The organism is Bacillus sp. JNUCC-22 (assembly GCF_018861275.1).
Taxonomy (GTDB): Bacteria; Bacillota; Bacilli; order Bacillales; family Bacillaceae; genus Bacillus; species Bacillus velezensis.
On record NZ_CP076408.1, the window covers coordinates 1477149 to 1489170 of the forward strand.

The 12022-nt window shown below is 46.9% G+C and carries 11 protein-coding genes; 7 read left to right on the forward strand and 4 right to left on the reverse strand.

The features are described 5' to 3' along the window. Nucleotides 1-175 precede the first annotated feature (175 nt). The gene (locus JNUCC22_RS07475) at nt 176-364 is read right to left on the reverse strand and encodes a YlaF family protein (RefSeq protein WP_003154504.1); all 189 of its coding nucleotides are present in this window, start codon (nt 362-364) and stop codon (nt 176-178) included. Between the two features lie 111 nt (nt 365-475). Here JNUCC22_RS07475 and typA point away from each other — a divergent pair, with 111 nt between their 5' ends. Continuing rightward, nucleotides 476-2314, forward strand: a complete 1839-nt coding sequence (gene typA / locus JNUCC22_RS07480; RefSeq protein ID WP_007409675.1) for a translational GTPase TypA — start codon at nt 476-478, stop codon at nt 2312-2314. A gap of 56 nt (nt 2315-2370) precedes the next feature. After that, nucleotides 2371-2691 (forward strand): YlaH-like family protein, encoded by a 321-nt coding sequence (locus JNUCC22_RS07485; RefSeq protein WP_015239793.1) that lies wholly within the window; start codon nt 2371-2373, stop codon nt 2689-2691. Between the two features lie 41 nt (nt 2692-2732). On the opposite strand, the gene JNUCC22_RS07490 is transcribed toward JNUCC22_RS07485, so the two are convergent. Next, nucleotides 2733-2942 (reverse strand): YlaI family protein, encoded by a 210-nt coding sequence (locus JNUCC22_RS07490; protein ID WP_007409677.1) that lies wholly within the window; start codon nt 2940-2942, stop codon nt 2733-2735. Between the two features lie 102 nt (nt 2943-3044). Then, nucleotides 3045-3668, reverse strand: a complete 624-nt coding sequence (locus JNUCC22_RS07495; protein WP_015239794.1) for a YhcN/YlaJ family sporulation lipoprotein — start codon at nt 3666-3668, stop codon at nt 3045-3047. A gap of 154 nt (nt 3669-3822) precedes the next feature. Between JNUCC22_RS07495 and JNUCC22_RS07500 the strand changes: the two genes are divergently transcribed. After that, entirely contained in the window at nt 3823-5151 is a 1329-nt protein-coding gene (locus tag JNUCC22_RS07500; RefSeq protein WP_007409679.1) for a PhoH family protein, read from the forward strand. Here the strand turns inward: JNUCC22_RS07500 and JNUCC22_RS07505 are convergent. Further along, nucleotides 5146-5622, reverse strand: a complete 477-nt coding sequence (locus tag JNUCC22_RS07505; protein ID WP_007409680.1) for a hypothetical protein — start codon at nt 5620-5622, stop codon at nt 5146-5148. The genes JNUCC22_RS07500 and JNUCC22_RS07505 overlap by 6 nt on opposite strands. Nucleotides 5623-5726: 104 nt before the next feature. Here JNUCC22_RS07505 and glsA point away from each other — a divergent pair, with 104 nt between their 5' ends. From glsA to pyc, 4 genes are all read left to right on the forward strand, one after another. Then, nucleotides 5727-6656, forward strand: a complete 930-nt coding sequence (gene glsA, locus JNUCC22_RS07510; RefSeq protein WP_015239797.1) for a glutaminase A — start codon at nt 5727-5729, stop codon at nt 6654-6656. Nucleotides 6657-6763: 107 nt separating this feature from the next. Then, on the forward strand, nt 6764-7045 hold the full coding sequence (locus tag JNUCC22_RS07515; protein WP_003154494.1) for an Fpa/YlaN family protein: 282 nt from the start codon (nt 6764-6766) through the stop codon (nt 7043-7045). Between the two features lie 205 nt (nt 7046-7250). Beyond that, entirely contained in the window at nt 7251-8462 is a 1212-nt protein-coding gene (locus tag JNUCC22_RS07520) for an FtsW/RodA/SpoVE family cell cycle protein (protein ID WP_007409682.1), read from the forward strand. 75 nt (nt 8463-8537) lie between these two features. After that, nucleotides 8538-11984 carry a pyruvate carboxylase gene (pyc, locus tag JNUCC22_RS07525; RefSeq protein ID WP_072589066.1) on the forward strand — a complete coding sequence of 1149 codons (3447 nt, stop codon included), beginning with the start codon at nt 8538-8540 and terminating at the stop codon, nt 11982-11984. Nucleotides 11985-12022: the final 38 nt, after the last annotated feature.

The window sequence follows — 12022 nt, forward strand, 5'->3', positions numbered from 1 at the left end:
CTGCTGATGTAACTAGAATGGGAGCTGTCATTTCCGGCTTCCTGACTAGGCGGCGGGGGAGATAAGCCTTACATCTCAGCCTGTTTTGAGGATGTAAAAAAGCCTGAATCTTTGATTCAGGCTTCATTAGATATTTTCTTTCCATGTTTACGGAATTTTGCAAAGGGTCATGCTTTTAATCAAGCAGTCCCTGTTCGCGCATTTTTTTCTTTACAGTGAAACCGCTTCCCATCATGGCGATAACGAGAACAATGCTTCCGATGATGCCCCATGCGCTTTTCTCAGCGATTGATACGCCGATCAGCATCATGCTGAAGACTGCTGCGAATGCAAATAATAATAAGAGCCAATTCAATTTTTTCATATTTCCATCCCCTTTAACGTCATACTTTCAGTTTACAGAAAAACGTAACGCTTTTAAAGAGGATGTGTGGTATAATATGAAAGTTATCTAATTTTTTTAGGAGATGAAAATGTGAAACTTCGAAACGATCTTCGCAACATCGCGATTATTGCCCACGTTGACCATGGGAAAACGACTTTGGTAGACCAATTGCTTCACCAAGCCGGAACATTCCGTGCCAACGAAAATATTGCCGAACGCGCAATGGATTCAAACGATCTTGAACGTGAACGCGGTATTACAATTCTTGCGAAAAATACTGCGATTAACTATAAAGATACACGCATTAATATTTTGGACACTCCGGGACACGCCGACTTCGGCGGAGAGGTAGAACGGATTATGAAAATGGTTGACGGCGTTCTGTTAGTCGTTGACGCATATGAAGGCTGCATGCCGCAAACCCGTTTCGTACTGAAAAAAGCCCTTGAGCAGAACTTAAATCCGGTTGTCGTCGTAAACAAAATCGACCGTGATTTTGCCCGCCCGGAAGAAGTCATTGATGAAGTGCTTGATTTGTTCATCGAGCTTGACGCAAACGAACAACAGCTTGAGTTCCCTGTCGTCTACGCTTCTGCGATTAACGGAACGGCAAGTCTGGATCCGAAAAAGCAGGACGAAAATATGGAATCACTGTATGAAACGATTCTTGAACATGTCCCTGCCCCGGTAGATAACGCCGAAGAGCCTCTTCAATTCCAAGTGGCGCTGCTTGATTACAATGATTATGTCGGCCGTATCGGTATCGGACGCGTTTTCCGCGGCACGATGAAAGTGGGTCAGCAGGTTTCATTGATGAAACTTGACGGAACGGTAAAATCATTCCGCGTAACGAAAATCTTCGGTTTCCAAGGATTGAAACGCGTGGAAATTGAAGAAGCGAGAGCGGGAGACCTCGTTGCCGTTTCGGGCATGGAAGACATCAATGTCGGTGAAACGGTTTGTCCGGCTGACCACCATGAGCCGCTGCCGGTTCTGCGCATTGATGAGCCTACGCTTCAAATGACATTTGTCGTAAACAACAGCCCGTTTGCAGGCCGTGAAGGCAAATATGTCACAGCCCGCAAAATTGAAGAGCGTCTGAACGCGCAGCTTCAAACAGACGTCAGTCTTCGTGTCGAACCGACTGCATCACCTGACGCATGGGTTGTTTCAGGACGCGGTGAGCTTCACCTGTCCATTTTAATTGAAAACATGCGCCGTGAAGGCTATGAGCTTCAAGTGTCTAAACCTGAAGTTATCATTAAGGAAATCGACGGCGTAAGCTGCGAGCCTGTTGAGCGCGTGCAGATTGACGTGCCTGAAGAGCATACCGGTTCTGTTATGGAATCAATGGGTGCGAGAAAAGGCGAAATGCTTGATATGATTAATAACGGAAACGGCCAGGTCCGCCTGATCTTTACCGTACCTTCACGCGGACTCATCGGCTATTCTACTGAGTTTCTGTCACTGACACGCGGTTTCGGTATCCTGAACCACACGTTTGACAGCTATCAGCCGATGCAAAAAGGCCAAGTCGGAGGCCGACGTCAGGGTGTGCTCGTTTCCATGGAAAACGGAAAAGCGACATCTTACGGAATTCAAGGTATTGAAGACCGCGGCGTCATCTTCGTTGAGCCTGGAACAGAAGTATATGAAGGCATGATTGTCGGCGAACATAACCGTGACAATGACCTTGTCGTCAATGTCAGCAAAATGAAACAGCAGACAAACGTCCGTTCCGCTACGAAGGATCAAACGACTACGATTAAGAAAGCGCGCATTATGTCGCTTGAAGAATCACTCGAGTACTTAAACGAAGATGAATACTGTGAAGTAACGCCGGAATCCATCCGTTTAAGAAAGAAAATCCTGAATAAAAACGAACGTGAAAAAGCGGCGAAAAAGAAAAAAACAGCAGGAATGTCTTAATCACTTGCAGAATTTGAAAAGGTAGAACCCGAACGGAAAAGGGGAGGGGGATCTTTTTGAATGAAGTAAGTGAACGGCTGTCGTTCTTTGCGGCTCTTTACCAAGTGGATGAGCATCCGCTGACGGGAATGTGGCTGTTATACGGAACGATCGTCGTGCTTTCGGTGATTGTATTTAAACTCGGCTTTGCCAAACGGCTGCCGGTGTTGAAGGCTGCGGCAGTTTATCTCTTTCTCGTGCTCGGCTGCACCGTGCTGACTTTTTTCGGTGTGTTTCTGCCGGTCGGAGAAGGGCTTGTTGTCGCCGCCTTGATTTTGATCATTTACAAAATCCGTCTGCACCAGTCCAAAAAAAGCCAGTCAGCTAAACCGCAATAAAAAAATGACCTTGCCTTCCGGCGGGTCATTTTTTATTCGGTTTATTTTTTCAGTTTATCTTTTTTCGCTTTTTGTCCGGGATGAAAGGAAAAGTGTCCGGTATTCAGCCGCGCCTCCGTTTTGACTTTGATTCGGTCATGGCATTCCCGGCACATATATGTATGAATCGGACGATTGCGGAGGCGTTTGGCTGTCAGTGTTTCATCATCAATTTGTTCGATTTTGTCGCAAATGGAACATTTTACTCTCATTGATTTTTCACCTCTTTCACTATGACAAGCATTATATCATGGATGCCCCTCCTGCCAAAGGGAAAGAAAGCAGCGCCCTTCCTTTGGAGCGGGCGCTGCTTTTTACCGGCGGTTTTTCATATGATGATCCGATTGATCGTTCTGTTCTTTTTGCAGCTTGTTCTGGTCTCTTTGGTTCAGCTGATCATCATTCGATTGAGTCGGTGATTCTTTTTCATTGTCGGTCACATCATTCGGGACTTCCGGCATGACACGGCCGACGATGGCGGCAAGTTCGTCCAAAATGCCTGAAACGGGGCGGCCGGCCTTAATGTCGCTGCCCATGCCTCTCAGACGGGAAACCGTATCAGGATCAGCCACGACAACGGCATTGGCGCCGTAAGGATCGTTTTTTAACGCCTGGGCAACCGTGTATTTAATGCTCTCCACTTTGCTTCTTTCTAAATTGTCATCCACATCGATACCGACAACGGAGTATCTTCCGAGTACAACCGCGGTGGCATCTGAAATGCCGGGGATTTTTTCGGTTACCTCGACGAGATGCTTAGCGATGTCTGTCCGGCCGGGATTTTCAGCTGTCTCAGGAGCCGTATTTTTCACATGGATCGGTTTTGCATCGCGCTGATCGGCTGATTCGTTCTGAATATTGCGGCCGCGGCCGTCCTGTACAGCAGTGCAGCCGGTAAGGATAAACAAGGCTTGTATGATAATGAAAAGAATTCGCACGTCAGATTTCCTCCTTGAATGCTTTCATTTATTTTATTGTTGAATTAACCTTCTATCTTTATTCACCAAATCATATATTTTAGCAGGCATCCCCGTATTTCGCGGAAAGAGAAGCACACGATGGGCTTTGATCCTTATTTCAGGAGGCTGAGACTTGAGTAAAATTTATGTGTTAGATACGAATGTACTTTTGCAGGATCCTAACGCCATTTTTTCCTTTGAAGAAAACGAAGTTGTCATCCCCGCCGTCGTGCTGGAAGAGGTCGATTCAAAAAAGCGGTATATGGACGAGGTCGGGAGAAATGCGAGGCACGTATCTAAGCTGATAGACGGGCTCAGGGAGAAAGGAAGGCTGCACGAGAAAGTTCCGCTTGAAAGCGGAGGAACGCTCAGAATTGAACTGAACCACCGGTCATTTCACCAGCTCCAAGAAATTTTTATCGAAAAAACGAATGATAACCGCATTTTGGCGGTGGCAAAAAATTTAAGCCTTGAGGAGGAAACGAAAGAAAACGGCCGCCTCGTCATCCTGGTCAGCAAAGATGTGCTTGTCAGGGTAAAGGCGGATGCCATCGGGCTTTTGGCGGAGGACTTTTTAAACGACAGAGTCGTTGACCATGATGAAATATATAGCGGGTACAAAGATATATTTATGAATAAAGAGCGGTTTGCCTCGTTTTATAAAAACAAACAAATTTCAGTCAAGGAGCTTCAGCAGCATCAGGTTTATCCGAATCAATTTGTGCTGATGAAAGATGAATTAGGAGGATCTTCGTCTGCGGTCGGCATGACAGATAAGAAAGGCGAGACCGTAAAAAGACTCGTTTTCGATGATGAGCACGTATGGGGTATCAGGCCGAAGAACGTCCAGCAGACAATGGCGCTTGAACTCCTGCTGAGGGAAGATATCCCGCTCGTCACCCTGATCGGAAAAGCGGGAACGGGAAAAACCTTGCTTGCTCTCGCGGCAGGGCTTCTGCAGACGGAGGATCTCGGTATTTATAAAAAACTGATCGTCGCGCGTCCCATCGTCCCGGTGGGAAAGGATATCGGATATTTGCCGGGCGAAAAAGAGGAAAAGCTCAAGCCGTGGATGCAGCCGATCTTTGATAATCTTGAATTTTTATTCAATGCGAAAAAGCCGGGTGAACTTGAAGCGATTTTGGCAGGAATCGGATCGATTCAGGTGGAGGCGCTGACATACATTCGGGGAAGAAGCATTCCGGATCAGTTTATTATTATTGATGAGGCTCAGAATTTGACGAGGCACGAGGTCAAAACGCTTTTGACTCGGGTGGGAGAGGGCAGCAAAATTGTCCTGATGGGCGATCCGGAGCAAATAGATCACCCATACTTAGACAGTTTAAATAACGGACTTGCTTATGTGGTAGAACGGTTTAAAGAACAAACCGTCTCCGGCAGCGTGAAGCTTGTGAAAGGTGAGAGATCCGGCCTTGCACAGCTCGCCGCCGATTTGTTATAAAACTTCGATTTCTGTGACGCCCGTTATCGGTTTTTCAAAGTCTCCGTCCACGTAAAAATGGACCGGGCCGCCGTCTTGAAGGGGTTTCCCCGCATCGCTGAAATGCGCGATTGCGTCCATCGCCTTTTCTAGCGGCACTTCGGTTCTTTCTGATTTTGAAATAAATGCGCACAGGACAGCGCTTTCTTTTGGCTCGGCATTTGCTAAAACAGCGCCGAGCTTCATGGCGAAGCTGCCGTTCATCAGTCTTTCTTTTTCATAACGTTTTTCGCTTTTTAAAGTCGGCGGCGAAATGCGCCCTTCTCTGATCACCCGTTCCGGATCAAGCGTATGCTCCTGGGTTTCTGCAGAGCCGTCCGGATGAACGGGCTGATTTTTTTCAAACGGAAACTTGCGGTCATCGAAAATCCAGACACTCGGATCAATTGTAATCGGATATGTAACATTGCCTTTTACCTGAATAACGCTCATGGTGAAGCCCCCCCTTTACTTAAAGTATAAAAGTTTTCGCATGAATTGTCACTTTGCGTCGCAAATTAGATGTATACAACGGCAGCGAAGTGAGGATGATCGACATGGTATGCCGGCATTACCAAGAGCTGGACGCATTAGTTCAGGAAGCGAAAAAAAGGACCGAAGAAGGCAAAGTGGCAGACTATATTCCGGCTCTGGCTGAATCTGAACAAGACAGCCTTTCGGTCACGATTTATCATGCGGAAAATACATGTCTGACGGCAGGAGACGCCGACCGGACATTTACGCTGCAGAGCATTTCGAAAGTGCTTTCTCTGGCGCTCGTACTGATGGATTACGGAAAGGAAAAGGTGTTCAGCTGCGTGGGTCAGGAGCCGACCGGCGACCCGTTTAATTCCATGATTAAGCTTGAAACAGTGAATCCGGGCAAGCCTTTAAATCCGATGATTAATGCGGGAGCTCTCATCGTTACGGGTTTCATTAAAGGGCATTCGCCGAAAGACCGCCTGGATTACCTGCTCGGATTCATCAGAAGACTTGCGAATAATCAGGACATTACATATTGCAGACATGTCGCGGAATCGGAATTCAGTTCATCCATGATTAATCGGGCCATGTGTTATTACATGAAGCAGTATGACATTTTTAAAGGCGATGTTGAAGAGGTCATGGATTTGTATACAAAACAGTGCGCGATTAAGATGAGCAGTCTGGATTTAGCCAAAATCGGCTGTGTATTCGCCCTTGACGGCAAGCATCCGGAAACCGGGGAGCAGGTCATTAAAAAAGATGTGGCGAGAATCTGCAAGACGTTTATGGTGACATGCGGCATGTACAATGCGAGCGGGGAATTCGCGATCAAGGTCGGCATTCCCGCTAAAAGCGGCGTTTCGGGAGGGATCATGGGCATTTCGCCGTACAACTTCGGAATCGGTATATTCGGCCCGGCGCTTGATGAAAAAGGCAACAGCATCGCGGGTGTGAAGCTTTTGGAAATCATGTCTGAGAAATACAGGCTGAGTATTTTTTGAAACATTTTTTATCATAACATCTGCTTAAATTCTCTTGCAATTTCATCTGATACCCTTTATGATAAATAGAAGAATTAGGTACTCGCCTGGGGAACGGAGGGATACTTTTGGCTTCAGAGATTATAGTTGACCATCAGCAGAAAGCATTCGAGCTGTTGAAGTTAGATGCTGAGAAGATTTTGAAGCTGATCCGAGTACAAATGGATAACTTAACGATGCCTCAATGTCCTCTGTATGAAGAGGTCTTGGATACTCAGATGTTCGGACTGTCGAGGGAAATCGATTTTGCTGTCCGCCTGGGATTAGTTGACGAAAACGACGGCAAAGAGCTGCTGGACAGACTTGAAAGAGAACTGTCTGCTTTGCATGACGCGTTTACAGGAAAATAAATGATCAAACTCAAACTATTCAACGGTTTGGGTTTTTTTATAACCGTAAACCGTTTTTTTTGCATCTTCTTTTCGTAAGACGGTCTCTTAATCTGCATTTCATCCGAAAAACTATAAAGAAACTGCGTAAAATGTTTATGAATTATAGTAAAATATAATACGCAATAGGTATTAAACGTAAGCTTTAAGCAGGAAAGAGGATGTTATGTTTAAAAGAATGTTAAAATCTTACGATTATTCATTGATATGCGCTATCATTCTGCTGTGCAGTTTCGGATTGGTAATGGTATACAGCTCAAGCATGATTACCGCCGTTATGCGTTACGGCGTGAGCAGCGACTATTTCTTTAAACGGCAGCTGTTCGCCGTCATCGCAGGGTTTGTGCTGTTTATCATCGCGGCCGTTTTTCCGTACAAAGTGTTCGCCCATCAAAAGATTCAGAAATTCATACTGCTTGCGTCAGTGGCTGCGCTTTGCGCGCTGTTTGTTTTCGGACATGTTGCCGGAAACGCGCAAAGCTGGTTTAAAATCGGCGGAATGGCCATTCAGCCGGGGGAATTTGTCAAGCTGACCCTGATACTGTACCTTGCCGCGGTATACGCAAAGAAACAAAGCTACATCGATCAGCTTTTGACGGGGGTTGCTCCGCCGGTGATCGTCACCGTAGTCATTTGTGCGCTTATCGCCATTCAGCCCGACTTCGGAACGGCGATGATTATCGGTCTGATCGCGTTTTGCGTCATTATGTGTTCGGGATTCAGCGGAAGGACCCTGCTCAGGCTGGTGCTCATGGCGGGAATCGTATTGCTCCTTGTCAGCCCGATCATCTATCTGAAATGGGACGATATTTTGACACCCGGGCGTATGAGCCGGTTTGAAAGCCTTGAAAATCCATTTAAATACGCCAGCACATCAGGCCTGCAGATTATAAATTCGTATTATGCGATCGGCTCAGGCGGTTTTTTCGGTCTCGGTCTTGGAGAAGGCATTCAAAAATACGGTTATCTGCCTGAATCGCATACAGACTTTATTATGGCGGTTATTTCAGAGGAGCTCGGCATTTTCGGCGTCCTGTTTGTCATTGTGCTGCTGGCTTTTGTCGTGTTAAAAGGTTTTTATATTGCGAGAAAATGTGAAGATCCGTTCGGGAGCCTTTTGGCAATCGGGATATCCAGCATGATTGCGATTCAGACCTTTATCAATCTCGGCGGTGTCAGCGGCTTAATTCCGATTACAGGTGTTCCGCTGCCGTTTATCAGCTACGGGGGCTCATCAATGTTGTTGTTATTAATGAGCGCCGGTATATTGGTGAATGTCAGCATGCATGTCAAGTACTCAGAAAAGAAGAAAAAGAGGGAGCCCGTTCCGTCTAAGGGGGTAAAAAGACGGCAGACGGAAAAATCTGTGTATCTCTAAAAAACAAGTGTATACACAGGACGGATATTCCTTTATTATAAACTACATATTTATTAGGCCAAGGGGGAGAAAAGTTTGTCACAACAATCCATCCAAAAAGTGTTAGTAGCAAACAGGGGAGAAATTGCGATTCGGATTTTCCGGGCGTGCACAGAATTGAACATCAGAACGGTAGCCGTTTATTCAAAAGAAGATTCGGGCTCCTATCATCGCTATAAAGCGGATGAAGCTTATCTTGTGGGAGAAGGCAAAAAACCGATTGATGCGTATCTTGATATTGAAGGGATTATTGAGATCGCAAAAAGAAACGGCGTAGATGCCATTCATCCGGGCTACGGATTTCTCTCTGAAAATATCCAATTTGCGAGACGCTGTGAAGAAGAGGGCATCGTATTTATCGGACCGACGTCAGCGCATTTGGATATGTTCGGAGATAAGGTAAAGGCGAGGGAGCAGGCAGAAAAAGCCGGCATCCCCGTTATTCCGGGGAGTGACGGACCGGCTGAAACATTAAAAGATGTCGAACAATTCGCAAAAGTCCACGGATTTCCGTTTATTATTAAAGCATCGCTCGGAGGCGGAGGCCGCGGAATGAGAATCGTCCGAAACGAAAGCGAATTGAAAGAATCGTTTGAGCGGGCCAAATCAGAAGCGAAAGCCGCATTCGGAAACGATGAAGTGTATGTTGAAAAACTGATCGAAAATCCTAAGCATATTGAAGTTCAGGTGATCGGAGATAAAGAAGGCAATGTCGTCCATCTGTATGAGCGGGACTGTTCCGTTCAGAGACGCCATCAAAAGGTCATTGAGGTGGCGCCTAGTGTATCTTTGCAGCCTGAATTAAGGGACGAAATCTGTGAAGCGGCTGTGGCGCTTGCGAAAAATGTCGGCTATATCAACGCAGGGACCGTGGAGTTTCTCGTAGCGGGCGGTGAATTTTACTTTATTGAAGTGAACCCGCGCGTGCAAGTGGAGCATACGATTACGGAAATGATAACGGGGGTTGATATCGTTCAGACGCAAATCCTCGTGGCGCAGGGCCACGGACTGCACAGCCGTGCCGTCAATATCCCTGAGCAGAAAGACATTTTTACAAACGGGTATGCGATACAATCACGTGTGACCACTGAAGATCCGCTGAATGACTTTATGCCTGACACGGGTAAAATTATGGCTTACCGCTCAGGCGGCGGCTTCGGCGTCCGCCTTGATACGGGAAACAGCTTCCAGGGCGCCGTCATCACGCCTTATTATGATTCACTGCTCGTCAAGCTGTCGACATGGGCGCTGACGTTTGAACAGGCATCAGCGAAAATGGTCCGCAACCTGCAGGAATTCAGGATCAGGGGCATTAAGACCAATATTCCGTTTCTTGAAAACGTGGCAAAGCATGAAAAATTCCTGACGGGCCAATATGACACATCGTTTATCGACACAACGCCTGAGCTGTTTGTTTTCCCAAAACAGAAGGACCGCGGAACAAAAATGCTTTCCTATATCGGCAATGTCACGGTGAACGGTTTTCCGGGAATCGGAAAAAAAGAAAAACCTGCATTTGATAAGCCTCAGACCGTTACGTTAGGTATCGGGGAAAAGCCGGCAAGCGGTACGAAACAGATCCTTGATGAAAGAGGCGCTGAGGGGCTTGCTGACTGGGTGAAAGAGCAAAAATCCGTGCTCCTGACCGATACAACGTTCAGGGATGCCCATCAGTCCCTGCTTGCAACCCGGATCAGATCCAATGATTTGAAAAAAATCGCGAATCCTACGGCTGCCCTGTGGCCTGAACTGTTCAGCCTTGAAATGTGGGGAGGCGCGACATTTGATGTAGCGTACCGTTTCTTAAAAGAAGACCCTTGGAAACGCCTTGAAGATCTTCGCAAGGAAGTGCCGAACACATTGTTCCAGATGCTGCTTCGTTCATCAAATGCCGTCGGTTATACAAACTATCCGGACAATGTCATCCAAAAATTTGTCCGGCAGTCAGCGGAGTCAGGTATTGACGTATTCCGGATCTTTGACAGCCTGAACTGGGTAAAAGGGATGACGCTGGCCATCGATGCCGTCCGTGAAACCGGAAAAGTGGCGGAGGCTGCGATTTGTTACACGGGAGATATTCTTGATAAGACCCGGACGAAATATGATTTGCAATATTATCTTTCTATGGCGAAAGAGCTTGAGGCGTCTGGTGCCCACATTCTCGGCATTAAAGACATGGCCGGTCTTTTGAAACCTCAAGCCGCATACGAACTTGTCTCAGCGCTGAAGGAAACGATTGATATTCCCGTTCATCTTCACACGCATGATACGAGCGGCAATGGCGTCTTTCTCTATGCCAAAGCTGTTGAAGCGGGTGTGGACATCGTGGATGTCGCCGTCAGCTCAATGGCGGGTCTGACTTCACAGCCGAGCGCAAGCGGATTTTATCATGCCCTTGAAGGAAACAGCCGCCGTCCTGAAATGGATGTCCGGCAGGTGGAAAGACTGTCGCAATACTGGGAATCCGTCCGTCAGTATTACAGTGAATTTGAAAGCGGGATGAAGTCTCCGCATACTGAGATTTATAATCATGAAATGCCGGGCGGCCAGTACAGTAATCTGCAGCAGCAGGCAAAAGGAGTCGGCCTGGGTGATCGCTGGAATGAGGTGAAAGACATGTACAGCGTCGTCAACCGCATGTTCGGCGACGTCGTGAAAGTAACACCTTCTTCCAAAGTCGTCGGAGATATGGCGCTTTACATGGTGCAAAACAATTTAACAGAACAAGATGTTTATGGTAAAGGCGAAACGCTTGATTTTCCGGATTCAGTCGTAGAGCTCTTTAAAGGGCAGATCGGCCAGCCGCACGGCGGATTTCCGGAAAAACTGCAAAAGCTCGTTCTGAAAGGACAGACGCCGATCACGGTAAGACCGGGTGAGCTGCTTGAACCGGTATCTTTTGAAGGTATTAAAGAAGAATGGAAAGAAACGCATCAGATGGAATTGAGTGATCAGGACGCAATCGCGTATGCTCTTTATCCGAAGGTGTTTACTGAATATGTTAAAACGGCGGAACGCTTCGATGATATTTCCGTATTGGACACACCGACTTTCTTCTACGGCATGACACTCGGTGAAGAAATCGAAGTGGAAATTGAGCGCGGAAAAACGCTGATCGTGAAGCTTGTATCTATCGGTGAACCGCAGCCAGATGCGACACGTGTCGTTTATTTCGAATTGAACGGCCAGCCGCGCGAGGTGGTCATTAAAGATGAAAGCATTAAATCGTCCGTACAGGAAAAATTAAAAGCAGATCGGACAAACCCGAGCCACATTGCGGCATCCATGCCGGGAACCGTCATTAAATTGTTAACGGAAACCGGGGCAAAGGTGAATAAAGGCGATCATCTGATGATTAATGAAGCGATGAAAATGGAGACGACGGTACAGGCGCCGTTCTCCGGGACGATACAGCAGATTCATGTGAAAAACGGTGAACCGATTCAGACAGGCGATTTACTGATCGAAATTGAAAAAGCGTAAAAAATGAACCTAAAAAAACCTGATCCGCCCCCGTGTGC

Excerpts from the sequence above, each read along its gene's own strand:
- JNUCC22_RS07475 (WP_003154504.1), bottom strand. The coding sequence starts at position 364 with ATGAAAAAATTGAATTGGCTCTTATTATTATTTGCATTCGCAGCAGTC.
- JNUCC22_RS07490 (WP_007409677.1), bottom strand. The coding sequence starts at position 2,942 with ATGAGAGTAAAATGTTCCATTTGCGACAAAATCGAACAAATTGATGAT.
- JNUCC22_RS07505 (WP_007409680.1), bottom strand. The coding sequence starts at position 5,622 with ATGAGCGTTATTCAGGTAAAAGGCAATGTTACATATCCGATTACAATT.
- glsA (WP_015239797.1), top strand. The coding sequence starts at position 5,727 with ATGGTATGCCGGCATTACCAAGAGCTGGACGCATTAGTTCAGGAAGCG.
- JNUCC22_RS07520 (WP_007409682.1), top strand. The coding sequence starts at position 7,251 with ATGTTTAAAAGAATGTTAAAATCTTACGATTATTCATTGATATGCGCT.